Source organism: Variovorax glucosi, assembly GCF_051216695.1.
Lineage (GTDB): Bacteria > Pseudomonadota > Gammaproteobacteria > Burkholderiales > Burkholderiaceae_C > Variovorax.
Genome location: NZ_JBPJZE010000002.1, coordinates 473,794 through 496,622, shown reverse-complemented (window position 1 = coordinate 496,622; position 22,829 = coordinate 473,794). Strand labels below are relative to the sequence as shown.

Annotated in this window: 23 protein-coding genes; all 23 read right to left on the bottom strand. The window is 64.3% G+C overall.

What is annotated here, in order from left to right; translation table 11 throughout:
* Nucleotides 1-115: 115 nt before the first annotated feature.
* A complete protein-coding gene (hisA, locus tag ACSFA3_RS10605) occupies nucleotides 116-859 on the bottom strand; it encodes a 1-(5-phosphoribosyl)-5-[(5-phosphoribosylamino)methylideneamino]imidazole-4-carboxamide isomerase (RefSeq protein WP_435505406.1) in 744 nt (247 codons plus the stop codon).
* 19 nt (nucleotides 860-878) lie between these two features.
* Nucleotides 879-1,529 (bottom strand): imidazole glycerol phosphate synthase subunit HisH, encoded by a 651-nt coding sequence (hisH, locus tag ACSFA3_RS10600; protein WP_435505405.1) that lies wholly within the window; start codon nucleotides 1,527-1,529, stop codon nucleotides 879-881.
* Nucleotides 1,530-1,537: 8 nt separating this feature from the next.
* Complete coding sequence (gene hisB, locus ACSFA3_RS10595) at nucleotides 1,538-2,167, bottom strand: imidazoleglycerol-phosphate dehydratase HisB (RefSeq protein WP_435505404.1); 630 nt, start codon at nucleotides 2,165-2,167, stop codon at nucleotides 1,538-1,540.
* Nucleotides 2,164-3,264 carry a histidinol-phosphate transaminase gene (hisC, locus tag ACSFA3_RS10590; RefSeq protein WP_435505403.1) on the bottom strand — a complete coding sequence of 367 codons (1,101 nt, stop codon included), beginning with the start codon at nucleotides 3,262-3,264 and terminating at the stop codon, nucleotides 2,164-2,166. Before hisC ends, hisB begins: the two co-directional genes overlap by 4 nt.
* A gap of 16 nt (nucleotides 3,265-3,280) precedes the next feature.
* Nucleotides 3,281-3,661, bottom strand: coding sequence for a hypothetical protein (locus tag ACSFA3_RS10585; RefSeq protein ID WP_435505402.1), 381 nt, complete (start codon nucleotides 3,659-3,661; stop codon nucleotides 3,281-3,283).
* A 4-nt stretch (nucleotides 3,662-3,665) separates the two neighbouring features.
* Nucleotides 3,666-4,988 (bottom strand): histidinol dehydrogenase, encoded by a 1,323-nt coding sequence (hisD, locus tag ACSFA3_RS10580; RefSeq protein ID WP_435505401.1) that lies wholly within the window; start codon nucleotides 4,986-4,988, stop codon nucleotides 3,666-3,668.
* Nucleotides 4,989-5,019: 31 nt separating this feature from the next.
* Entirely contained in the window at nucleotides 5,020-5,661 is a 642-nt protein-coding gene (gene hisG / locus ACSFA3_RS10575; RefSeq protein ID WP_435505400.1) for an ATP phosphoribosyltransferase, read from the bottom strand.
* Nucleotides 5,658-6,953 carry a UDP-N-acetylglucosamine 1-carboxyvinyltransferase gene (gene murA, locus ACSFA3_RS10570; protein WP_435505399.1) on the bottom strand — a complete coding sequence of 432 codons (1,296 nt, stop codon included), beginning with the start codon at nucleotides 6,951-6,953 and terminating at the stop codon, nucleotides 5,658-5,660. The genes hisG and murA overlap by 4 nt, the downstream gene beginning before the upstream one ends.
* 18 nt (nucleotides 6,954-6,971) lie before the next feature.
* The gene (locus tag ACSFA3_RS10565) at nucleotides 6,972-7,214 is read right to left on the bottom strand and encodes a BolA family protein (RefSeq protein WP_435505398.1); all 243 of its coding nucleotides are present in this window, start codon (nucleotides 7,212-7,214) and stop codon (nucleotides 6,972-6,974) included.
* Between the two features lie 17 nt (nucleotides 7,215-7,231).
* Nucleotides 7,232-7,996: an ABC transporter permease gene (locus ACSFA3_RS10560; RefSeq protein ID WP_435506200.1), complete on the bottom strand. Its 765-nt coding sequence runs from the start codon at nucleotides 7,994-7,996 to the stop codon at nucleotides 7,232-7,234.
* On the bottom strand, nucleotides 7,996-8,946 hold the full coding sequence (locus ACSFA3_RS10555) for an ABC transporter ATP-binding protein (RefSeq protein WP_435505397.1): 951 nt from the start codon (nucleotides 8,944-8,946) through the stop codon (nucleotides 7,996-7,998). The genes ACSFA3_RS10560 and ACSFA3_RS10555 overlap by 1 nt, the downstream gene beginning before the upstream one ends.
* A gap of 27 nt (nucleotides 8,947-8,973) precedes the next feature.
* Nucleotides 8,974-9,246: an STAS domain-containing protein gene (locus ACSFA3_RS10550; RefSeq protein ID WP_435505396.1), complete on the bottom strand. Its 273-nt coding sequence runs from the start codon at nucleotides 9,244-9,246 to the stop codon at nucleotides 8,974-8,976.
* A 2-nt stretch (nucleotides 9,247-9,248) separates the two neighbouring features.
* The gene (locus ACSFA3_RS10545; protein ID WP_435505395.1) at nucleotides 9,249-9,911 is read right to left on the bottom strand and encodes an MlaC/ttg2D family ABC transporter substrate-binding protein; all 663 of its coding nucleotides are present in this window, start codon (nucleotides 9,909-9,911) and stop codon (nucleotides 9,249-9,251) included.
* Between the two features lie 156 nt (nucleotides 9,912-10,067).
* Nucleotides 10,068-10,820, bottom strand: a complete 753-nt coding sequence (locus ACSFA3_RS10540) for an MlaA family lipoprotein (protein ID WP_435505394.1) — start codon at nucleotides 10,818-10,820, stop codon at nucleotides 10,068-10,070.
* Complete coding sequence (gene mlaD / locus ACSFA3_RS10535; RefSeq protein WP_435505393.1) at nucleotides 10,817-11,308, bottom strand: outer membrane lipid asymmetry maintenance protein MlaD; 492 nt, start codon at nucleotides 11,306-11,308, stop codon at nucleotides 10,817-10,819. The genes ACSFA3_RS10540 and mlaD overlap by 4 nt, the downstream gene beginning before the upstream one ends.
* Nucleotides 11,309-11,344: 36 nt before the next feature.
* Nucleotides 11,345-12,127 carry a lipid asymmetry maintenance ABC transporter permease subunit MlaE gene (gene mlaE / locus ACSFA3_RS10530; RefSeq protein WP_435505392.1) on the bottom strand — a complete coding sequence of 261 codons (783 nt, stop codon included), beginning with the start codon at nucleotides 12,125-12,127 and terminating at the stop codon, nucleotides 11,345-11,347.
* Nucleotides 12,124-12,957 carry an ABC transporter ATP-binding protein gene (locus ACSFA3_RS10525; protein WP_435505391.1) on the bottom strand — a complete coding sequence of 278 codons (834 nt, stop codon included), beginning with the start codon at nucleotides 12,955-12,957 and terminating at the stop codon, nucleotides 12,124-12,126. The genes mlaE and ACSFA3_RS10525 overlap by 4 nt, the downstream gene beginning before the upstream one ends.
* Before the next feature lie 127 nt (nucleotides 12,958-13,084).
* On the bottom strand, nucleotides 13,085-14,563 hold the full coding sequence (locus tag ACSFA3_RS10520) for a glutamate synthase subunit beta (RefSeq protein ID WP_435505390.1): 1,479 nt from the start codon (nucleotides 14,561-14,563) through the stop codon (nucleotides 13,085-13,087).
* Nucleotides 14,564-14,607: 44 nt separating this feature from the next.
* A complete protein-coding gene (locus ACSFA3_RS10515; RefSeq protein WP_435505389.1) occupies nucleotides 14,608-19,332 on the bottom strand; it encodes a glutamate synthase-related protein in 4,725 nt (1,574 codons plus the stop codon).
* 171 nt (nucleotides 19,333-19,503) lie between these two features.
* Nucleotides 19,504-20,199: a transposase gene (locus ACSFA3_RS10510; protein WP_435505388.1), complete on the bottom strand. Its 696-nt coding sequence runs from the start codon at nucleotides 20,197-20,199 to the stop codon at nucleotides 19,504-19,506.
* The gene (locus ACSFA3_RS10505; RefSeq protein WP_435505387.1) at nucleotides 20,200-21,138 is read right to left on the bottom strand and encodes a class I SAM-dependent methyltransferase; all 939 of its coding nucleotides are present in this window, start codon (nucleotides 21,136-21,138) and stop codon (nucleotides 20,200-20,202) included.
* On the bottom strand, nucleotides 21,135-21,710 hold the full coding sequence (locus ACSFA3_RS10500) for a DUF1415 domain-containing protein (RefSeq protein WP_435505386.1): 576 nt from the start codon (nucleotides 21,708-21,710) through the stop codon (nucleotides 21,135-21,137). The genes ACSFA3_RS10505 and ACSFA3_RS10500 overlap by 4 nt, the downstream gene beginning before the upstream one ends.
* Entirely contained in the window at nucleotides 21,707-22,828 is a 1,122-nt protein-coding gene (locus ACSFA3_RS10495) for a deoxyguanosinetriphosphate triphosphohydrolase (protein WP_435505385.1), read from the bottom strand. Before ACSFA3_RS10495 ends, ACSFA3_RS10500 begins: the two co-directional genes overlap by 4 nt.
* Between the last annotated feature and the right edge of the window lies 1 nt (nucleotide 22,829).

The window sequence follows — 22,829 nt, the reverse complement described above, 5'->3', positions numbered from 1 at the left end:
CCTGCCGGGCGGCCCCCAACAGCGACCACCCTGCCGTTGCTAAGAACTGCGCCTCTTTCGAAGGCTGCGGCCCTCACCCCAACCCTCTCCCGGAGGGAGAGGGAGTAAGAAGAAATCAGCCAGCGGCCAGTTCGTCCGCCCTTGCCTGCGCAGCCGCAAAATCCAGATCGCCCGAGTAGATCGCGCGCCCGCAGATCACACCCTCCACCCCTTCGAACTCCACCGCGCACAACTGATCGATGTCCGCCATGTTCGACAACCCGCCCGACGCGATCACCGGAATCGTCAGCGCCTGCGCCAGCTTCACCGTCGCCTCGATGTTGATGCCCGACAACATCCCGTCGCGCCCGATGTCGGTATAGATGATCGACTCGACCCCGTAGTCCTCGAACTTCTTCCCCAGATCCGCGACCTCGTGCCCCGTCAGCTTGCTCCAGCCGTCCGTCGCGACCTTGCCGTCCTTGGCGTCGAGCCCCACGATGATGTGCCCGCCGAACGCCACGCAGGCGTCCTTCAGAAAGCCCGGATTCTTCACCGCCGCCGTGCCGATGATCACGTAGCGCAGGCCGTCGTCGATGTAGCGCTCGATCGTGTCCAGATCGCGGATGCCGCCACCCAGCTGCACAGGAATCTCGTCGCCCACCTCCCGCAGGATCGCCTTGATCGCCGCGTGGTTCTGCGGCTTGCCCGCGAAGGCGCCGTTCAGGTCGACCAGGTGCAGCCGTCGCGCACCGGCCTGGACCCATTTGCGCGCCATGGCGGCAGGGTCTTCGCTGAAGATGGTCGACTGGTCCATGTCGCCCTGTTTGAGGCGAACACAGTGGCCGTCCTTGAGATCGATGGCGGGAATCAGCAGCATGGCAGGATGACCGTGACGGTCATGGGTTCCAGTTTAGGAAATTTCGATAGAGCTGCAAACCGTGGTCCGCACTCTTCTCGGGGTGGAACTGGGTTGCAAAGATATTGTCGCGGGCGATCGCGGCGGTGAAGTACGCACCATAGTCCGCTTCGCCCACGCTGTAGCTCGCATCGGCAGGCCGCGCGTAGAAACTGTGGACGAAATAGAAGTACGCGTCGTCAGGCACGCCGGCCCAGACCGGATGCGGCTGCGACTGGCGGACCTGGTTCCAGCCCATCTGCGGCACCTTGAAGCGGCTGCCGTCCGGTTGCAGGCGCCCTGCAAGATCGAACTTCACCACTTCGCCGGGAATCAGCCCCAGCCCGTCCGTCGGACCTTCGTGGCTGTGCGACAGCAGCATCTGCATGCCGACGCAGACCCCGAACAGCGGTTTGCCGGCTGCCGCTTCGAGCACCGACGCCTGCAATCCGGAATCGCGCAATTCGCGCATGCAATCGGGCATCGCGCCCTGCCCCGGCAGCACCACGCGCGAAGCCTTGCGCACCACGTCCGGGTCGGAAGTCACGAAGACTTCCACGCCGACCTGATCGGCCGCATGCTGCACAGCCTGCGAAACCGAGCGCAGATTGCCCATGCCGTAATCGACGACGGCGACGGTATTGGATTTCATCGACGCGCTCAGAGCGAACCCTTGGTAGACGGGATCATGCCGGCCGAACGCGGATCGAGTTCCAGCGCACCGCGCAATGCACGGGCGAACGCCTTGAACACCGTCTCGCACTGGTGGTGCGCGTTGATGCCCTTCAGGTTGTCGATGTGCAGCGTGACCGACGCGTGATTCACGAAGCCCTGGAAGAACTCGTAGGTCAGCTGGCTGTCGAAGCCGCCGATCATTCCGCTGGTGAACGGAATGTGCATGTGCAGGCCCGGACGGCCCGAAAAATCGATCACGACACGGCTCAGCGCTTCATCAAGCGGCACGTAGGCATGGCCGTAGCGGCGGATGCCGCGCTTGTCGCCGACTGCTTTGGCAACCGCCTGGCCGAGCGTGATGCCCACGTCTTCCACCGTGTGATGACCGTCGATGTGCAGGTCGCCCTGACAGTCGATGTCGAGGTCGATCAGCCCGTGGCGGGCGATCTGGTCGAGCATGTGGTCGAAAAAGCCGATGCCGGTGGCGAGCTTCGCGCGGCCGGTGCCGTCGAGATTGACCTGGACGGTGATCTTCGTTTCCGCCGTGTTGCGTGTGACGGACGCTGTGCGTCCGACGGTGCTCACGACGGCTTCGGGTGCCGTGGGGGTGTTCATAGGGATGATTCGAGTGCCGCGAGCATCTGCGCGTTGTCGTCGGCCGTTCCGACGGTCAGGCGCAGACAGTTCGCCAGCAAGGAGTGCATTTTAGAAACGTTCTTGATCAGCACGCCGCGCGCCTTCATGCCCTCGAAGGTTTTTGTCGCGTCCGGCACGCGGATCAGGATCATGTTGGCGTCGCTCCGCCATTGCGTCACGCCGGGCAGTCGCGCCAATTTGTCGACGAGCCAGGTGCGCTGGCTGCGGATGTCTTCGGCCTGCGCGGCGAAAACTTCGGCATGTTCGAGCGCGAACAGCGCGCATTCGCAGTTCAGGACGCTGATGTTGTACGGCGGGCGCACCTTGTCGATCTCGCCGATCAGCGCAGCCGGGCCCATCAGGTAGCCGAGCCGCACGCCGGCGAGACCGAACTTGCTCAGCGTGCGCATCAGCAGCACGTGGCCGTGCTTCGCGACGCGGTCGAGGTAGCTGCGCGCGGCGAAGGGCTGGTACGCCTCGTCGATGACGACCAGACCGCCCTGCGCACCCTGCGCCTCGACGATCTGTTCGATCACGGCGTCGTCCCAGAGATTGGCCGTCGGGTTGTTGGGATAGGCCAGATGGACGATCGCCGGCTTCTCGCGCGCGATCGCTTCGAGCATCGCCGCGCCGTCGAGTTCGAAATCCGCCGTCAGCGGCACGCCGACGAAGCGCAATCCCTGCAATTGGGCGCTGACCGCGTACATCACGAAGCCCGGCACCGGTGCCAGCACGGTCGCGCCGGGCATGTCGCAAGCCATGGTGATCAGGGAGATCAGCTCGTCGGAGCCGTTGCCGAGCATCAGCTCGAAGCCATCCGGCATCTGCGCATAAGCGGCGAGCGCGCTGCGCAGGTCGTTGCCGCGATCGCCGGGATAGCGGTTCAGCGCCAGCGCGCCGAGCCTGCGACCGAGCGCTTCCTGGAGCTCCGGCGACAGCGTGTGCGGATTCTCCATCGCGTCGAGCTTGCAGAAACCGGTGGCGTCCTGCACGGCATAAGCGTGCATCGCGCGGACGTCGGGGCGGATGCGCAGCAGCGCGTCGTCGCTTGAACGGTCGAGAGTGGCGTTTGTCATCGGGAGCAATCAGGAATCACTGCGTACAGCGGAAGCTGCTTCGCAGCGCGGCCGACAGCACCAGCTGCACCGGCATGTCGGCTTCGTAGGTATCGGCGTTGCGCGCGAGTTCGCCTTGGTACAGGCCGCGCGCCATGACCGGCTCGAAACGCCGGCCCTGGACACAGAATGGCGGTTTCCGTCCTTCGCGCGCGGCGGCGTCGCCGGCCTCGCGCAGCCCTTCCATCACGCCGACCAGGTAGTAGTTGGCGTAGAGCTTGCCGTCTTTTTCGTTGTTTTCTAGCGTACGCAATTCGCGGATGCTCATCGCCTGCGCGTTTCCGGCGATGCCGGCAAGCCCGGCGACGCACGAAATCAAGGCCAGAGAAGCGGCAAAGCCTGTCGAAATCCTGCGCATGCCTTCACTCCTTGCGCAGACGCAAACGAGCGGCCTCGGCATGTGCCGAAAGCCCCTCGCCCTCGGCCAGCGTGACCGCGATGCGCCCGAGCACCTGCGCGCCCTGCTCGCTCACCTCGATCAGGCTGGAGCGTTTCTGAAAATCGTAGACGCCGAGCGGGCTTGAAAAACGCGCCGTGCCGCTGGTCGGCAGCACGTGGTTAGGGCCAGCGCAGTAATCGCCCAGGCTTTCGCTGGTGTACGCACCGAGAAAGATCGCGCCCGCATGGCGCAACAGCGGCTCCCAGCGGTGCGGCTCGTCGCTGCTGATTTCCAGATGTTCCGGCGCGATGCGGTTGCTGATGGCGCAAGCCTCTTCCATGTCGCGCGTCTGGATCAGCGCGCCGCGGCCGTTCAGCGACGCGGCGATGATTTCCTTGCGCGGCATCGTCGGCAGCAGCCGGTCGATGGATTGCTGAACGCGTTCTATATATGCAGCGTCCGGGCACAACAGGATGCTCTGGGCGAGTTCGTCATGCTCGGCCTGGCTGAAAAGATCCATTGCGACCCAGTCGGGCGGCGTGCTGCCGTCGGCCAGCACCAGGATTTCGCTCGGCCCGGCGATCATGTCGATGCCGACCGTGCCGAACACGCGGCGCTTCGCAGCAGCCACGTAGGCGTTGCCGGGACCGGTGATCTTGTCGACCGCCGGCACCGTCGCCGTTCCGTAAGCCAGCGCGGCCACGGCCTGAGCACCACCGATCGTGAAGGCGCGGGTGACGCCCGCGACGTGTGCCGCAGCCAGCACCAGCGCATTCTTCTCGCCGCCCGGCGTCGGCACGACCATGATGATCTCGCCGACACCCGCAACGTGCGCCGGAATCGCGTTCATCAGCACGCTCGACGGATACGCAGCCTTGCCGCCCGGCACGTAGATGCCGACGCGGTCCAGCGGCGTCACTTTCTGCCCGAGCAGCGTGCCGTCTTCGTCGCGATAACTCCAGCTCTCGCCGCTCGCCTTCTTCTGCGCCTCGTGGTAGCTGCGCACGCGCCGCGCCGCGGCTTCGAGCGCCTCGCGCTGCACGGCGGGAAGCGACTCGAAAGCCGCTTTCAGTTCTTCCGCCGTGAGCTCCAGCGCCTTCATGTCCGGCGCGTCGAGGCGGTCGAAGCGCGCCGTGTACTCGCGCACGGCCAAATCGCCGCGCTGCTGCACGTCGGCCAGGATCTCGGCCACGCGCTGTTCGATGGCCGCATCCGCTTCGGCCGACCAGTGCAGCCGCGCCTTGAATGCGGCTTCGAAATCGGCCGAGGCGGTGGACAGGCGTGCGGGAGCGGCGGTCGATGTCATGACGTTCAAACGTTGGACGTTTATTTCAGGATTACTTGGAAGGAATGGCAGACGCGAAAGCATCGAGGATGCGACGGATCGGTTCGCGCTTGAGCTTCAGCGCGGCCTGGTTCACCACGAGCCGGGCGCTGATGTCCATGATGCGTTCGACTTCGACCAGGTGGTTCGCCTTGAGCGTGTTGCCGGTCGACACCAGATCGACGATGGCATCCGCAAGCCCGGTCAGCGGCGCGAGTTCCATGCTGCCGTAGAGCTTGATCAGGTCGACGTGCACGCCCTTGCCGGCGAAAAAGTCGCGCGCCAATCCCACGTACTTGGTCGCGACCTTGAGCCGCGATCCTTGGCGCACCGCAGTGGCGTAGTCGAAATCGGCACGCACCGCCACGCTGAGGCGGCAGGCGGCGATCTTCAGGTCCAGCGGCTGGTAGAGGCCCTGGTTGCCATGTTCGAGCAGCACGTCGAGCCCGGTCACGCCGAGATCGGCGCCGCCGTACTGCACATAGGTCGGCACGTCGGAAGCGCGCACCAGCACCACACGCACGTCCGGCCGGGTGGTCGCAAGGATCAGCTTGCGCGACTTCTCCGGGTCTTCGGTGACCTCGATGCCGGCAGCCGCCAGCAGCGGCAGCGTCTCCTCGAAGATGCGGCCCTTGGAAAGCGCCAACGTGATCACGCTGCAACTCCGGTCACGCGGCTGATGTCGGCACCCAGGCCGCGCAGCTTGGCTTCGATTCGGTCGTAGCCGCGGTCCAGGTGATAGATGCGGTCGACCATCGTCTCGCCGTCCGCGACCAGACCGGCGATCACCAGGCTGGCGGATGCGCGCAGGTCGGTCGCCATCACCGTCGCACCGGACAACTCGGCGCCGCCCTCGATCAGCGCGAGCCGGCCGTCGACGTGGATCGACGCACCCAGCCGCACCAGTTCGTTCACGTGCATGAAGCGGTTCTCGAAGATCGTCTCGGTGACGGCCGCGGAGCCCTGCGCCACGCAGTTGAGCGCCATGAACTGCGCCTGCATATCGGTCGGGAAACCCGGATATTCGGTCGTGCGGAAGGCCTGCGCCTTGAGCGCAGGGCCGCCTTTCGAAGCGATGCGCACGCCGCCGTCGACGGCCTTCACGTCGCAACCGGCATCGCGCAGCTTGTCGATGACCGCGTCGAGATGATCGGCGCGTGCGTGGCGCAGGAAGACTTCGCCGCCGGTCGCCGCGACCGCGCACAGGAAAGTGCCGGCTTCGATACGGTCGGCCACCACCGCGTGTTCGCAGCCGTGCAGCCTGTCGACGCCCTGGATGCGGATCTGGCTGGTGCCGTGGCCGTCGATCTTCGCGCCCATCTTGATGAGCATTTCGGCCAGGTCGACGATTTCAGGCTCTTGCGCCGCGTTCTCCAGCAGCGTTTCGCCTTCTGCCAGCGCTGCGGCCATCAGGAAATTTTCGGTGCCTGTGACGGTCACCATGTCGGTCAGGATGCGTGCACCGAGAAGCCGCGTGCGACCCGCCGGCAGCTTGGCCAGCATGTAGCCGTGCTCGACGACGATCTCGGCACCCATCGCCTGCAGCCCCTTGATGTGCTGGTCGACCGGCCGCGAGCCGATGCCGCAGCCGCCGGGCAGCGACACCTTGGCGCGACCGAAGCGCGCCAGCAGCGGGCCGAGCGCCAGCACCGACGCGCGCATCGTCTTCACGAGTTCGTAGGGCGCTTCGAGGTTCGTCAGGTCGCCGGCATCGAGCCGTACCGTGCCGCTGCCGTCCGCGTTCTCGGTACGCTCGGCGACGACGCCCATGTTGCGGACCAGCTTGAGCATGGTCGTCACGTCCTGCAGGCGCGGCACGTTGTGCAGCGTCACCGGCTGGTCGGTCAGCAGGGCGGCGCAGAGTTCGGGCAGCGCCGCGTTCTTGGCGCCGGAAACGAGCACCTCGCCGCCGAGCTTGCGCCCGCCGCGAATCAGAAGTTTGTCCATGAGAAATCCAGCAGAAGACTAGCGGGGAAGGCGGGCCCATTCGGCCGGCGTGTAGGTTTTCATCGACAACGCATGCACCTCGTCGGTGTGCATTTTCGCACCCAGGGTCCTGTAGACGCGCTGGTGCCGCTGGATGAGGCGCAGCCCGTCGAATTCGGCCGCGACGATGGTCGCGTACCAGTGCCGGCCGTCACCTTCGAGAGCGATGTGCTCGCAAGGCAGGTCGGCGGAAATGATGGCTTGGAGTTCTTCGGCGGTCATAAAACTGTGTGGGCGGTTTAGCTTCGGATCTTGTAGCCGATGCGCAGCATGTGGACGGCAATGGCGCTGACGACCAGCCAGGCGGTGCCGACGATGCCCAGGCTGAGCCACGGCGACGCGTCGCTGACGCCGAAGAAGCCGTAGCGGAAGCCGTCGATCATGTAGAAAAACGGATTCAGATGGCTCACGGTCTGCCAGAACGGCGGCAGCGAACCGATCGAATAGAACACGCCCGACAAAAAGGTCATGGGCATGATCAGGAAGTTCTGGAACATCGCCATCTGGTCGAATTTCTCCGCCCACAGACCGGCGATCACGCCCAGCGTACCGAGCAGCGCCGCACCCAGGAACGCAAAAACCGCGATCCACAGCGGCGCAGCCATCGGAGGAATCGCGAAAAACAGCGTCACCAGCAGCACGCCCAGCCCCACGACCAGCCCGCGGATCATCGAAGACCCGACATACGCCAGAAACCAGCCCCAGTGCGACAGCGGCGTCAGCAGCACGAACACCAGGCTGCCCATGATCTTGCTCTGGATGATCGACGAAGAACTGTTCGCAAAAGCGTTTTGCAGCACGCTCATCATCACCAGGCCGGGGATCAGGAATGCGGTGTAGCTGACGGTTCCGTAGACCTTGACGTGATCTTCCAGCACGTGGCCGAACACCATCAGGTAAAGCACGGCGGTCAGCACCGGCGCGCCGACGGTCTGGTAGCCGACTTTCCAGAAGCGCAGCGTTTCCTTGTAGAGCAGTGCGCGCCAGCCGGTGGGGTTGAACATCATGGCTTGGCCACCTCCAGCGGCGTCTGTTCGCCGGCCATCAGGTCGATGAACACGTCTTCCAGATCGGCCTTGCGCATCTCGACGTCCTCGACCATCACGCCGGCCTGGCGCAGCGCGGAAAGCAGCTGCTCGACTTCATGCGCATCTTTCGCCGGCAGCTGCACGATGCGACCGGTGACGCGGGCGTGTTGCGCGATGTCCAGCGGCAGATCGGCATCGGTCTTGAAGCGAAGGACGTTGCTTGCCGCCGACTTCAACAGTTCGCTGGTGCGGTCGAGCGCGATCACGCGGCCCTGCTTGAGCATCGCGATCCGGTGGCACAACGCCTCGGCTTCTTCGAGATAGTGCGTGGTGAGCAAGACGGTGCAGCCTTCTTTGTTCAAACGGGCGACGAATTGCCAAAGGGTCTGGCGCAGTTCGACATCGACACCGGCGGTCGGCTCGTCGAGCACGATCACCGGCGGCTTGTGCACCAGCGCCTGCGCGACCAGTACCCGGCGCTTCATCCCGCCCGACAGCTGGCGAAGGTTGGCGTCTGCCTTGTCGGACAGACCCAGGCTGTGTAGCAATTCGTCGATCCAGGCGTCGTTGTTCTTGATGCCGAAGTAGCCCGACTGGATGCGCAGCGACTCCCGCACATTGAAGAACGGGTCGAAAACCAGTTCCTGCGGGACGATGCCGAGATGCCGTCGCGCCTGCGCGTAATCGCGCTGCACGTCGAACCCGTGAACGGAAATTGCACCGCTGGTCGGCTTCGAAAGACCGGCCAGCATACTGATGAGGGAGGTTTTACCGGCACCGTTGGGGCCGAGCAATCCAAAGAACTCGCCCTGTTCGATATTGAAATCGACCTGGTCGACGGCCTTCAGGCCATTGAGGCCCTGTGCGCGTTGTTGTTTGGTGGGGGGGTAGGTCTTTGAGACCGATTGGAACGAGATCGCGGGCATGGGAGCCGGCGATTTTACGGGGAAGTGTCAGGGAGCCGTCGGCAGCAACCCCGCGACCCCATAGAGCGACGCCAACTCGCGCAGGCGCGGAGAGAGTCCCCGCACCGCAAAACTCCGCCCCAGTGCACTCGCCTCGCGCCGGCATTCGAGCAAAACCGCGAGCGCCGAAGAGTCGAAGCGCGTCAGCGCACTGGCATCCACGACAGCAGCAGTGCCCGTCAACGCTGCAAGCCCCTGCTGCAGCATCCGCATGCAGGCAGGTGCCTCGTCGTGCGTCAGCTTGGGCGGCAGCACCAGCATGTTCAGCTCTTCGCGTTGCTCTTGTTGCGGGCAGCCAGCGCAGCGATCAGGCCGTCGATGCCCTTGCTGTTGATCTGCTGCGAGAACTGGGTGCGGTAGGTGTCGACGAGCCACACGCCGAGCACGTTCAGGTTGTAGACCTTCCAGCCGCCGGCCACGCCGGGCGTCTTCTCGAGACGATAGTCGAGCTGGACCGGATCGCCTCCGCCGCGGATCTCGGTGCGCACCAGCACTTCCTTCTCATCCGGCGACCCGCGAAACGGGCGAACCGTCACGCTCTGGTCGCTGACCTGATCGAGCGCGCCGGCATAGGTGCGAACCAGCAGCGTCTTGAACTCGTCCTGCAGCTGCTTCTGCTGCTGCGGCGTCGCCTGGCGCCAGGCCGGACCGACCGCCGACGCCGTCATACGCTGGAAATTCACGTTCGGCATGATCTTGCTGTCGACCAGCAGCATGATCTTGTCGATGTCGCCGGCCTTGATCGACTTGTCGGCCTTGATCGTATCGAGCACATCGCTCGACAGGCGCTTGACCAGAGCGTCCGGCGTTTCGTCGGCTGCATAAGCCACGGGCGCGACAAAAACAGCTGCAGCGCTCAGGAACATGGCGCCGGCAAGGACGATGCGCCCGAGGACGCGGCGTTGGACGGTAACGGTTTGGTTCATATCGAATCGGATCTCTGGATGGGAAGCGCATCGCGCAACCGAAAAATCAAAACACTACAACCGAAGAGCGGTTCGTGAAAGTGTTGGAAGACTGAAATTGACGCCGGTTCCAGCGCCAAAACACCGATTGCAACGGATTGCAACCCGGTGCAGACATCAGTCCTTGCCCGCGCCGTCGTCCGGCGGATTGCCGTCATACACATCGCTGCGGCGGCGTTGCAGGTAGGCGTCGCGCGTGAACGAATACTTGTCGAGCGCCGCATCGCCGATCAGCTGGCCGGCGCGCAGGTAATTCGACCGGATGTCGACGATGCGCAGCACATACATCGAGTTTCGAACCGGAACGTCCGCCACCTGCCCGACCAGATCGCCGTAGACGTCGATCGGCAGCGCTGCGGCATCGCGCACGGTCGAAGGGCCGAGCAGCGGGATCACGACGTAAGGCCCGGGGGGCACGCCCCAGCGGCCGAGCGTCTGACCGAAATCTTCCGAATGACGATCGATGCCTACCTCGGTCGCGATGTCGAGCAAGCCGCCGAGGCCGAAGAACGTGTTCACGTTGAAGCGCATGAGGCTTTCGACGGTCGCCTGCGGCTTCAGCTGGGCCGCGCTGTTGGCGAAATTCCAGACCTCCCCGAGATTGGAGAAAAAGTTGTTCACGCCGGTGCGCACCATGGAGGGCAGCACGCGACGGTAGGTGCTGGCCACGGGAACCAGAACGTTCTCGTCGACGACGTCGTTGAAACGCGAAACGCCGCGGTTGAACGGCTCCAGCGGATCGGCCGGATTGGCGCCCGGTCCGGTGGCGCAGCCGGTCAGCAAACTCAGCAACGCGATGGCGCCGACGAGCCTCGCACGAGGTCCGGAGACGAGCACGACGGGCAAGGAAAGGAGATTTCGGGAGGTCATTTTTTGGGAGCTGGTGTCGCGCTGGAATCGCTTCCGTCGGCGGCTTTGCTGAAAAGGAACTGGCTGATCAGATTCTCGAGCACCACCGCCGATTGCGTGGAGCTGATGACGTCGCCGGCCTGCAGAGTCTTCTCGTCCGCGCCGGCCTCGATGCCGATGTACTGCTCGCCGAGCAATCCGCTGGTCAGGATCTTCAGCGAGCTGTCTTTCGGGAATTTGTAGCGGTCCTGCATCGACAGCGTGACGCCGGCCTGGAAGATCTTGTCGTCGAACGTGATGGATTCGACGCGGCCGACCACGACGCCGGCACTCTTGACCGCCGTCTGCGGCTTCAGCCCGCCGATGTTGTCGAACCGCGCGGTGACGTTGTAGGTCTTCTGGAAGTTGAGGCTGAGGAGGTTGGCCGACTGGAGCGCCAGGAACAGCACTGCGGCTGCGCCGATCAGCACGAACAGGCCGACCCAGATGTCGTTTTTGGAACGTTGCATGGATGCGATCTCTTTTGATCTGTTGAATCTACGGGTTCAGATGCTGAACATCATGGCGGTGAGCAGGAAATCGAGTCCCAGCACGGCCAGTGATGCCACTACGACGGTACGGGTCGTCGCACGCGAAACGCCTTCCGGCGTCGCTTGCGCCGCAAAGCCCTGCAGCAGGGCGATGAAGCTGATGGTGAAGCCGAAGACGATACTCTTGGCGATGCCGTTGCCGACGTCTTTCCAGACATCGACGCCGTTCTGCATCTGGCCCCAGAACGCGCCCGAATCGACATGTAGCAGCAGCACGCCGACCACGTAGCCGCCCATGACGGCGACCGCGCTGAACACGGCGGCCAGCAGCGGCATCGTGATGACGCCGGCCCAGAAACGCGGCGCGAGGATGCGCTGCACCGGATCGACCGCCATCATTTCCATGGCGCTCAATTGCTCGCCAGACTTCATGAGGCCGATCTCGGCCGTCAGCGACGTACCGGCGCGCCCGATGAAAAGCAGCGCAGCCACCACGGGGCCGAGTTCGCGGACCAGGCTCAGCGTAACCAGCAGGCCGAGTGCTTCCGAAGAACCATAGCGCTGCAGCGCGTAATACATCTGCAGGCCCAGCACGAAGCCGACGAACAGGCCCGACACCGCAATGATCGCCAGCGAATAGTTGCCGAGGAAGTGGATCTGGTCGCGCACCAGCCCGAAGCGCCGGAGGCTGCTTGCGCCCGGCCCGACCAAGCGCGCGAACAACCGGGCGCCCTGCCCCAGATCGGCGAGCTTCGTGCGGGCGGCATAGCCGACGTCGGCGGGATTCCAGAAGCTCACGAGCGATCTCCGTGCGCGGTGCCGAAGTCTTCCTCGACACTGGCGCCGGGGTAATGGAAATGCACCGGCCCGTCGGGCAGCGCATGAACGAACTGGTTGACCAGCGGGTCGGTGCTCTGCCGCACGGCGTCGGGCGTGCCTTGTGCGGCGATGCCGCCGTTGGCCAGCACGATCACGTGATCGGCGATGCGGAAGGTTTCTTCCAGATCGTGCGAAACGATGACGCTGGTGAGCCCCAGCGTGTCGTTGAGCTGGCGGATCAGGCGAGCGGCCGTGCCGAGCGAGATGGGGTCGAGGCCGGCGAAGGGCTCGTCGTACATCACCAAGTCGGGATCGAGCGCGATGGCACGCGCCAGCGCGATGCGGCGCGCCATGCCGCCGGACACTTCGCTCGGCATCAGGTCGCGCGCACCGCGCAGGCCGACCGCATCGAGCTTCATCAGCACGATGTCGCGGATCAGCGGTTCGGGGAGCTGCGTGTGTTCTCGCAAAGGGAAGGCGACGTTCTCGAACACCGTCATGTCGGTGAACAGCGCGCCGAACTGGAACAGCATGCCCATGCGGCGACGCGCGCCGTAAAGCGTCTTGACGTCCATGCCGCCGACGTCGACGCCGTCGAGCAGAACTTCGCCGCGCTGCGCGCGCTGCTGACCGCCGATGAGCCGCAGCACCGTGGTCTTGCCGCCACCCGAGGCACCCATCAAGGCAGTGACCTTGCCGCGCGGCACGCTGAAGGACACGCCGTCGAGGATTGCGCGCGCGCTGTACCCGAAGGTAACGCCACGAAATTCGACAAGAGGGGTTTGGAGGTCGGTAGAAATACTGTCCATGACACGAAAAAAGCCGGAGCGCCCTTCAGGACATCCCGGCTTGCGGTTTACCCCATGATAAGGGAGCTTCCGTTGTGCTGCGGCGACAGAATTTTCGTTCCGAAGTCAGTGCCGGGTCAGCACCTTCTCAGCGCGGCAGATCGCTGAATCCCATGAGAAATTCATCGACTGCACGTGCCGCCTGACGGCCTTCGCGGATTGCCCACACGACCAGAGACTGGCCGCGGCGAATGTCGCCGGCAGCGAACACCTTGGGCGCCGTGGTCGCATAGCCACCGATGAATTCGACGCTGGCCTTGGCATTGCCACGCGCATCCTTTTCGACGCCGAACGCGTCCAGGACACCGGCTACCGGGCTCACGAAACCCATCGCCAGAAGCACCAGATCGGCCTTCAGAACCTGCTCGCTGCCCGGCACTTCGACCATCTTGCCGTCCTTCCATTCGATGCGAACGGTCTTCAGGCCGGTGACCTTGCCCTTTTCGCCGATGAATTCCTTGGTCGAGATGGCAAATTCGCGCTCGCAGCCTTCGACGTGGCTGGAACTGGTGCGCAGCTTGTACGGCCAGTAGGGCCAGGTCATAGGCCGGTTCTCTTCTTCCGGCGGTTGCGGCATCAGCTCGAACTGGGTGACGCCGACAGCGCCGTGCCGGTTGCTGGTGCCGACGCAATCGGAGCCGGTGTCGCCGCCGCCGATCACGATCACGTGCTTGCCGTCGGCACGCAACTGCGCCTTCAGCTTGTCGCCGGCGTTGATCTTGTTCTGCTGCGGCAGAAACTCCATCGCGAAATGGATGCCGTCGAGTTCGCGGCCGGGCACCGGCAGGTCGCGCGACTGCTCGGCGCCGCCGGTCAGCAGCACAGCGTCGAATTCCTTGTCGAGTTGCTCGGGCGTGACGGTTTCCTTGGCCCAGTTCGTGACTTTCGAACCCTTGCCCAGCGTGTCCTTCGCAGCGCCGACGATCACTCCCGTGCGGAACACCACACCTTCGGCCTTCATCTGCTCGACGCGGCGATCGATGTGCGTCTTCTCCATCTTGAAGTCGGGAATCCCGTAGCGCAGCAGGCCGCCGACGCGGTCGTTCTTCTCGAACAACGTCACGTCATGGCCGACACGTGCCAGTTGCTGTGCCGCCGCCATGCCGGCCGGGCCGGCGCCGACGACGGCGACCTTCTTGCCGGTCTTGTGCTTCGCAACGCGCGGCTTGACCCAGCCTTCGTCCCAGGCGCGGTCGATGATCGCGTGCTCGATCGACTTGATGCCGACCGCGTCGTCGTTCACGTTCAGCACGCAGGCCGCTTCGCAGGGCGCCGGGCAGATGCGCCCGGTGAATTCCGGGAAGTTGTTGGTCGAGTCGAGCACTGCGAAGGCGTTCTGCCAGTCGTTTCGATAAACCAGATCGTTGAAGTCCGGAATGATGTTGTTGACCGGGCAGCCGCTATTGCAGAACGGCGTGCCGCAGTCCATGCAGCGGGCGCTCTGGACCTTGGCCTGGTCCTTGTCGATTGCGACGACGAACTCGTTGTAGTGCTTGAGGCGCTCTTCGGGCGGCTTGTAGCCCTCCTCGATGCGCTCGAACTCCATGAAGCCGGTGATTTTTCCCATCGTGCTGTCCTGCTCTTTTATTCGTTTCGTTTGAACGGATGCGGTCAGACCGCGGCTGCGGTCGCCATGCCGGCCTTGGCATCGTTGCCGCTGGCGGCCGCGAGTGCCTTGCGGTCGTGGATTTCGCCCAGCGCGCGCTTGTATTCGTTCGGGAACACCTTCACGAAACGGGTGCGAGCGGTCGTCCAGTCGTCGAGCAGTTCGCGTGCGCGTTTGCTGCCGGTCCAGCGATGGTGCTCTTCGAGCAGCTTCTTGAGTTGCGCTTCGTCGGTCTGGCCGGCGTGCCACACCTTGCGGTGCATGGTGGCCGTCTGCTCGGCGATCGTCAGCACTTTTTCCAGCGTGACCATCGACAGGTTGCAGCGCGAGGCGAAATGGCCGTCTTCGTCATAGACGAAAGCCACGCCGCCGCTCATGCCGGCCGCGAAGTTGCGCCCGGTCTTGCCGAGCACCGCGACCGTGCCGCCCGTCATGTACTCGCAGCCGTGGTCGCCGGTGCCTTCGACGACCGCCGTCGCGCCCGACAGCCGTACCGCGAAACGCTCGCCGGCCACGCCGCAGAAATACGCTTCGCCGGTGGTCGCGCCATACATCACGGTGTTGCCGACGATGGTGTTGCGCACCGCTTCGCCGCGGAAGTCGAGGCTCGGACGCACGACGATGCGGCCGCCCGACAGGCCCTTGCCGGTGTAGTCGTTGGCATCGCCGATCAGGTACAGCGTGATGCCGCGTGCGAGGAAGGCGCCGAACGACTGGCCGCCCGTGCCTTCGAGCTGGATGCGGATCGAATCGTCCGGCAGGCCTTCGGGGTGCACGCGCGTCAGCGCGCCCGACAGCTTGGCGCCGACGGTACGGTTCACGTTGCGCACCACCTCGATGAACTGAACCTTCTCGCCCTTGTCGATGGCCGCGCGCGACTTCTCGATCAGCTTGGTGTCCAGGTTGTGCTCTAGGCCGTGGTCCTGGTTCTCGACATGGAAGCGCGGCACGTCGTCCGGAACGATCGGCAGCGCGAACAGGCGGCTGAAATCAAGGCCGCTGGCCTTCCAGTGCGCGATGCCCTTCTTCATGTCGAGCAGGTCGGCGCGACCGATCATGTCGTCGAACTTGCGGATGCCCAGCTGCGCCATGATCTGGCGCACTTCCTCGGCGATGAAGAAGAAGTAGTTGACGACGTGCTCCGGCCGTCCGGAGAACTTCTTGCGCAGCACCGGGTCCTGCGTCGCCACGCCCACCGGGCAGGTGTTCAGGTGGCACTTGCGCATCATGATGCAGCCTTCGACGATCAGCGGCGCGGTCGCGAAACCGAACTCGTCGGCACCCAGCAACGCACCGATCGCAACGTCGCGGCCGGTCTTCATCTGGCCGTCGGCCTGCACGCGTACGCGGCCGCGCAGGCGGTTCAACACCAGCGTCTGCTGCGTCTCGGCCAGACCGATTTCCCACGGACCGCCCGCATGCTTGATCGACGACCACGGCGAAGCGCCGGTGCCGCCGTCATGGCCGGCGATCACGATGTGGTCGCTCTTGCACTTGGTCACGCCCGCAGCCACCGTGCCGACGCCGACTTCGCTGACCAGTTTGGTGCTGATGCTGGCATGCGGCGCGACGTTCTTCAGGTCGTGGATCAGCTGCGCCAGATCTTCGATCGAGTAGATGTCGTGGTGCGGCGGCGGGCTGATGAGGCCCACGCCCGGCACCGAGTAGCGCTGCTTGCCGATGTACTCGGTCACCTTGCCGCCCGGCAGCTGACCACCTTCGCCGGGCTTTGCGCCCTGCGCCATCTTGATCTGGATCTGGTCGGCCGAACTCAGGTACTCGGCCGTGACGCCGAAGCGGCCTGACGCGACCTGCTTGATCTTCGAGCGCAGCGAATCGCCTGCCTGCAGCGCCAGATCGACTTCCACGTTCGCATCGCCGATCACGCTCTTCAACGTGTCGCCGACCTTCACTGGAATGCCCTTCAGCTCGTTGCGATAGCGCGCCGGATCCTCGCCGCCTTCGCCGGTATTGCTCTTGCCGCCGATGCGGTTCATCGCGACGGCCAGCGTCGAATGCGCTTCGGTGCTGATCGAGCCCAGCGACATCGCGCCGGTGGCGAAGCGCTTGACGATGTCGGCGGCCGATTCGACCTCCTCCACCGGAATCGCCTTGGCCGGATCGATCTTGAACTCGAACAGCCCGCGCAGCGTCATGTGGCGGCGGCTCTGGTCGTTGATGATCTGCGCGTATTCCTTGTACGTGCTCCAGTTGTTGGCGCGCGTGCTGTGCTGCAGCTTGGCGATGGCATCGGGCGTCCACATGTGGTCTTCGCCGCGGGTGCGCCAGGCGTACTCGCCGCCGGCATCCAGCATGTTCGCCAGTACCGGGTCGTCGCCGAAAGCGGCGGCGTGCATGCGCAGCGCTTCTTCGGCGATCTCGAAGACGCCGATGCCTTCGACACGGCTGGCAGTGCCGGTGAAGTACTTGTCGGTCGTGACGGTGTTCAGGCCGATCACTTCGAACAATTGCGCACCGCAGTAGCTCATGTACGTCGACACGCCCATCTTGGACATGATCTTCGACAGGCCCTTGCCGATCGCCTTGACGTAGTTGTAGATCGCCTTCTCGGCCGACAGGTCGCCGGAGAGTTCGGCATGCAGCGAAGCCAGCGTTTCCATTGCCAGGTACGGGTGCACGGCTTCGGCGCCGTAGCCGGCCAGCACGCCGAAGTGATGCACTTCGCGGGCGCTGCCAGTCTCCACCACCAGGCCGGCAGTGGTCCGCAGACCTTCGCGGACCAGGTGCTGGTGGATCGCGCTGGAAGCCAGCAATGCCGGAATCGCGACCTGCGTCGCGCTGATCGCACGGTCGCTGACGATCAGGATGTTGCTGCCGCCCTTGATCGCATCGACCGCTTCGGCACACAGCGATGCCAGCTTGGCTTCGACGCCTTCGCGGCCCCAGTCGGCCGGGTAGGTGATGTCGAGCGTCGTGCTGCGGAACTTGCCCTGCGTGTGCTGCTCGATGTTGCGAAGCTTCGCCATGTCGGCGAAGTCGAGGATCGGCTGGCTCACTTCGAGCCGCATCGGCGGGTTGACCTGATTGATGTCCAGCAGGTTCGGCTTCGGGCCGACGAAGGACACCAGCGACATCACGATGGCTTCGCGGATCGGGTCGATCGGCGGGTTCGTGACCTGCGCGAACATCTGACGGAAGTAGTTGTAGAGCGGCTTGTTCTTGCTCGACAGCACGGCCAGCGGGCTGTCGTTGCCCATCGAGCCGATGCCCTCTTCGCCGGCCTGCGCCATCGGGCTCAGCAGGAACTTGATGTCTTCCTGCGTGTAGCCGAAAGCCTGTTGCCGGTCGAGGAGCGAGACCTTGCTCTCATGCACTTCGGGCGCGGGCGCCGCGACGTTGTCCAGCTTGATGCGCAGGTTCTCGATCCACTGCTTGTACGGCTTGGTATTGACGACGTAAGCCTTCAGCTCGTCGTCGTCGATCATGCGGCCCTGTTCGAGGTCGATCAGGAACATCTTGCCCGGCTGCAGACGCCACTTGCGGACGATCTTCTGCTCCGGCACCGGCAGCACGCCGGATTCCGACGCCATGATGACCAGATCGTCGTCGGTCACGCAGTAGCGCGACGGACGCAGGCCGTTGCGGTCAAGCGTGGCGCCGATCTGGCGGCCGTCGGTGAAGACGATCGACGCCGGGCCGTCCCACGGCTCCATCATCGCGGCGTGGTATTCGTAGAAGGCGCGACGGCGCTCGTCCATCGTCGTGTGCTGCTCCCACGGCTCCGGAATCATCATCATCACGGCCTGGCTGATCGGATAGCCGGCCATCGTCATGAGTTCGAGGCAGTTGTCGAAGGTGGCGGTGTCGGACTGGCCGGCAAAGCTGATCGGGTACAGCTTCTTCAGGTCGGGGCCGAGCACCGGGGATGCCATCACGCCTTCGCGCGCCTTCATCCAGTTGTAGTTGCCGCGCACCGTGTTGATTTCGCCGTTGTGGGCGACATAACGGTATGGATGGGCCAGCGGCCACTTCGGGAAGGTGTTGGTCGAGAAACGCTGGTGCACAAGGCCGATGGCCGAGATGCAGCGCTCGTCGGACAGGTCGAGGTAGTACACGCCGACCTGGTCGGCCAGCAGCAGGCCCTTGTAGACCACCGTGCGGCTCGACATGCTCGGAACGTAATATTCCTTGCTGTGCTTGAGCGCGAGGTTCTGGATGTTGGCGCTGGCCGTCTTGCGGATGACGTAGAGCTTCCGCTCCAGCGCGTCCTGCACGATGACATCGTTGCCGCGGCCGATGAAGACCTGCCGCAGAACCGGCTCCGTCTTCTTGACGGCCGGCGACATCGGCATGTCGCGGTTGACCGGCACGTCGCGCCAGCCGAGCAGCACCTGGCCTTCGGCCTTGATCGCGCGCTCCATCTCCTGTTCGCAGGCCATGCGCGATGCATGCTCCTTCGGCAGGAAGATCATGCCGACGCCGTATTCGCCATAGGGCGGCAGTGTCACGCTCTGCTTGCTCATCTCTTCGCGGTAGAGCGCGTCCGGGATCTGGATCAGGATGCCGGCGCCGTCGCCCATCAGCTTGTCGGCGCCGACGGCACCGCGATGGTCGATGTTCTCGAGGATCTTGAGCGCCTGCGTCACGATGTCGTGCCGCTTTTCGCCCTTGATGTGAGCGACGAAACCCAGCCCGCAGGCGTCGTGTTCGTTGCTGGATGAATACAGCCCGTGTTGTTCGAGGTGTTGGATCTCGGCAGCCGTTGTCATGGGGCGCACTCCTTCAATTTTTATTCGCAGGGGAAATTTCGCAGGGAACGGAAGAATATTGCTTTGCACAAACAATGCCAAGCACTTTAATTGGGGTCAGATCCATATTAATCTCCGATTCTTTTGTTCGGATATTAATTGGGGACACATCAAAACGCGTTTCTGCGCCGGTCAAGACGTCGGCAACGATGGCTTCCGCCCTGCCGTCGCCTTGACCACGCGTCGCGGCGTCGTCTGCTGCAACCGGGCGACGAATTCCGCATCGCCGGCGGCCCAACCCTGCAAAGTCGCGTCGACCAGCAAAGCCTGATCCTTCGCACCGATCCCGACTGCGACGCGGTCGGCATACGCCGCTTCGCGCGCGAACGGCGTATTCCCAAGTGCCCAGTACAGCGCATGCGGCGTCAGGAACCGATCGTTCCGCAAACCAACATAGTGCGCATGGCTCGACCAGGGAAAGCTGCGAGCGTCGACTGCCAGGCCGTTGCGCACCGGATTCAGGTCCATATGCACCATGCAGGCGAGCAGATAGCGCTCCGCCTGCAGCACGGTCGAGCGATAGCGCCCTTCCCACAGCGTTCCGGTGCGCGAATGCCGATCGTTGAAGGTGCGCACATAGCTGCGACCGACCGACTGCATGAATCTGGGCAGCCCGTCGTCGGTCGACGGCGTCGCGAGCACGTGGAAATGGTTGTCCATCAGCACGTAAGCATGCAGCGCGACGCCACAACGCGGTGCATGCTCGGCCAGAAGCGCCAGCATGCGCAGCCGATCGGTGTCGTCTATGAAGATCGGCTGGCGGTTGTTGCCCCGCTGGATGACGTGATGCGGCTGATCCGCCAGCGTCAGACGGGGCAATCGCGCCATTTACGGCAGACGAAAGCGCGTTTCCAGCAACGCGGTGAGCCCGAATTCCGCCAGCAGGTCGCGCAGCCGGTCGGAGGCATTCGCTTTCGGTTGCTCGGTACGGCGCGCGATGATGAGCTCGTTCTTCATGCTGTGTTCCCAACCGACCAGTTCGGTCACAGTTACCTGGTAGCCGCTCGCTTCCAGGTACAGGCAGCGCAGCACGTTGGTCAGCTGGCTGCCGATTTCGCGCGTGTGCAGCGGATGGCGCCACAGTTCAGCCAACGGCGTGCGCGCCAGCGACAGAGCGCGCGTCTGGCGCAGGCAAGCGGCAATTTCGGCCTGGCAGCACGGCACCAGAACCATGAAGCGCGCTTTCTTGGCGAGGCCGAATTCGATCGCGTCGTCGGTCGCGGTGTCGCACGCATGCAGCGCGGTCACGATGTCGATCTGCTCCGGAAGCGCGTCCGAATGCGTCGACTCGGCGACCGTCAGGTTGAGGAATGACATGCGGTCGAAACCCAGCCTGTCGGCAAGCTCGCGCGATTTCTCAATCAGTTCGCTGCGTGTCTCGATGCCGTAAACACGGCCGCCGCTCTTGCCGCTGCCGATGCGTTCAGGTGAATTGAAGAACAGGTCGTAGATGATGAAGCCGAGATACGACTTCCCGGCGCCGTGGTCGGCGAGCGTTGCATTCGCGCCGCCGTCCGGCAAATCGCGCAGCAGCTTTTCGATGAACTGGAACAGGTGATAGACCTGCTTCAGCTTGCGCCGCGAATCCTGGTTGAGCCGACCCTCGCGGGTCAGGATGTGCAATTCTTTCAGCAGCTCGATCGACTGGCCGGGCCGCAGTTCCTGCAGTACTTCGGCTTCGGCCTGATTCGCCTTGCTTGGCTTGCCGCCCTTCGCCGGCGGAAGAATCCACGGATCTACTGGCGGTTTCTGGGAGATCTTGTTCATCGGTTCGAGCCGCCCGGACCCACGTCCAGCGCCTTCCAGCCGTCGGCGCCGAGCGCTTCCAGCGTTTCAATGTTGCGCCCGAAGATCGCATCGGCGTCGGGAAAAGCCTCTACCGCGCGGTCGATGCTTTCCTCGCGCAGCAGATGCAGCGTCGGGTACGGCGCGCGATTGGTCGCGTTGGCGATCTCGTTCGCGTTGGAGCCGGCAAACTGGAAGCGCGGATGGAAGCTCGCAAGCTGCAGCGTGCCCTCGTAGCCGGCTTTCTTCATCCGCCGCTCGGCGCGAGCGGTGAAATCGTTGAAATCTAGGAAATCGCCCAGCGCATGCGGCGCGATGAGCAACGTCGTGTCGCGCTCGGACGCCGGCAGCGCGAGCAGCGCGGCCGCTTCGGCCAGCAACGCATCGATCAATCCGGCGTTGTCGTCCAGCGCCAGATCCACGGCGTAATGCACCTGCTGCTTCACGTGCACGGCCTTGGCGAACGGGCACAGGTTCAGCCCGATCACGGCGCGTTCGAGCCAGCGACGGGTGTCGGCGATGGACTGCTCTGCAGTCACCATTGTTTTCTTCATGGGGTCCAGGTCTTGCCGGTCAGGCGTTCGTGTTCGCGCAGCGCGAAGCGATCCGTCATGCCGGCGATGTAATCGGCGACGGCACGCGGTGCGTCCGCCCGTCGCGAGAAAGTGTCCGGCATCTCCTGCGTCTTCGACAGGTAGGCCGCGAAAAGCTCGCGCACGACGTCCTGCGCCTGCACTGTGGTCTGCATCACGCGCGGATGCCGGTAGAGATTAGCGAAAAGAAAGCGCTTCAGGGCGGTCGATTGCGCATGCATCGGTGCGCTGAACAGCACCAGCGGCGGCGCGTGCCGGACCGCATCGGCATCGGCCGGTGCAGCGGCTTCGACAGCGGCGCGGGTGGAATCGATCACGTCGTACACCTGCGCGCTGAGCATTCGGCGGATGGTCTCGTAGAGCACGCGTCGACCGGTCAGCTGCGGATATTCGGCCAGCGCTTCCTGCCGATAGCGCTCGAAGAGCTCCACTTCGGCCAATTGCTCGATGCCGATCAGGCCGGAGCGCACGCCGTCGTCGATGTCGTGCGCGTTGTAGGCGATGGCATCGGCCAGATTGCACAGTTGGGCTTCCAGGCTCGGTTGCGTGCGGTCCAGGAAACGCCGGCCGACGCCGTTCGGCTCGGCCGCCTCGATGCGCTCGGCATTGGCGCGCGAGCAATGCTTGAGGATGCCTTCGCGCGTCTCGAAACTCAGGTTCAACCCGTCGTACTGCGGATAGCGCAACTCCAGCGCGTCGACCATGCGCAGGCTCTGCAGGTTGTGCTCGAAGCCGCCGTGCTCGCGCATGCATTCGTCCAGCGCGTCCTGACCGGCATGGCCGAACGGCGTGTGCCCGAGGTCGTGCGCCAGCGCGATCGCCTCGACCAGATCCTCGTTCAGCCCGAGCGCGCGGGCGATCGAGCGGCCGAGCTGCGCCACTTCGAGTGAATGCGTCAGTCGCGTGCGAAACAGGTCGCCCTCGTGATTCAGGAACACCTGCGTCTTGTAGACCAGGCGGCGGAATGCCGTCGAATGGACGATGCGGTCGCGGTCGCGCTGGAAGGCATCGCGCGTGGGCGCCGGCGGTTCGGGGTGGCGCCGTCCGCGCGACTTGTCGGGCCGGCTGGCGTAATTCATG

Coding starts and splice junctions, on each gene's coding strand:
- ACSFA3_RS10565 (WP_435505398.1), bottom strand. CDS start 7,214: ATGACCGCCGAAGAACTCCAAGCCATCATTTCCGCCGACCTGCCTTGC.
- hisH (WP_435505405.1), bottom strand. CDS start 1,529: ATGAAATCCAATACCGTCGCCGTCGTCGATTACGGCATGGGCAATCTG.
- hisD (WP_435505401.1), bottom strand. CDS start 4,988: ATGACATCGACCGCCGCTCCCGCACGCCTGTCCACCGCCTCGGCCGAT.
- ACSFA3_RS10540 (WP_435505394.1), bottom strand. CDS start 10,820: ATGACCTCCCGAAATCTCCTTTCCTTGCCCGTCGTGCTCGTCTCCGGA.
- ACSFA3_RS10515 (WP_435505389.1), bottom strand. CDS start 19,332: ATGACAACGGCTGCCGAGATCCAACACCTCGAACAACACGGGCTGTAT.
- ACSFA3_RS10500 (WP_435505386.1), bottom strand. CDS start 21,710: ATGAAGAAAACAATGGTGACTGCAGAGCAGTCCATCGCCGACACCCGT.
- ACSFA3_RS10560 (WP_435506200.1), bottom strand. CDS start 7,996: ATGTTCAACCCCACCGGCTGGCGCGCACTGCTCTACAAGGAAACGCTG.
- ACSFA3_RS10585 (WP_435505402.1), bottom strand. CDS start 3,661: ATGCGCAGGATTTCGACAGGCTTTGCCGCTTCTCTGGCCTTGATTTCG.
- hisC (WP_435505403.1), bottom strand. CDS start 3,264: ATGACAAACGCCACTCTCGACCGTTCAAGCGACGACGCGCTGCTGCGC.
- ACSFA3_RS10550 (WP_435505396.1), bottom strand. CDS start 9,246: ATGCTGGTGCTGCCGCCCAAGCTGACGCACGACGAGGCACCTGCCTGC.
- murA (WP_435505399.1), bottom strand. CDS start 6,953: ATGGACAAACTTCTGATTCGCGGCGGGCGCAAGCTCGGCGGCGAGGTG.
- ACSFA3_RS10525 (WP_435505391.1), bottom strand. CDS start 12,957: ATGGACAGTATTTCTACCGACCTCCAAACCCCTCTTGTCGAATTTCGT.
- mlaD (WP_435505393.1), bottom strand. CDS start 11,308: ATGCAACGTTCCAAAAACGACATCTGGGTCGGCCTGTTCGTGCTGATC.
- ACSFA3_RS10505 (WP_435505387.1), bottom strand. CDS start 21,138: ATGAACAAGATCTCCCAGAAACCGCCAGTAGATCCGTGGATTCTTCCG.
- hisB (WP_435505404.1), bottom strand. CDS start 2,167: ATGAACACCCCCACGGCACCCGAAGCCGTCGTGAGCACCGTCGGACGC.
- hisA (WP_435505406.1), bottom strand. CDS start 859: ATGCTGCTGATTCCCGCCATCGATCTCAAGGACGGCCACTGTGTTCGC.
- ACSFA3_RS10545 (WP_435505395.1), bottom strand. CDS start 9,911: ATGAACCAAACCGTTACCGTCCAACGCCGCGTCCTCGGGCGCATCGTC.
- ACSFA3_RS10495 (WP_435505385.1), bottom strand. CDS start 22,828: ATGAATTACGCCAGCCGGCCCGACAAGTCGCGCGGACGGCGCCACCCC.
- ACSFA3_RS10555 (WP_435505397.1), bottom strand. CDS start 8,946: ATGCCCGCGATCTCGTTCCAATCGGTCTCAAAGACCTACCCCCCCACC.
- ACSFA3_RS10510 (WP_435505388.1), bottom strand. CDS start 20,199: ATGGCGCGATTGCCCCGTCTGACGCTGGCGGATCAGCCGCATCACGTC.
- ACSFA3_RS10520 (WP_435505390.1), bottom strand. CDS start 14,563: ATGGGAAAAATCACCGGCTTCATGGAGTTCGAGCGCATCGAGGAGGGC.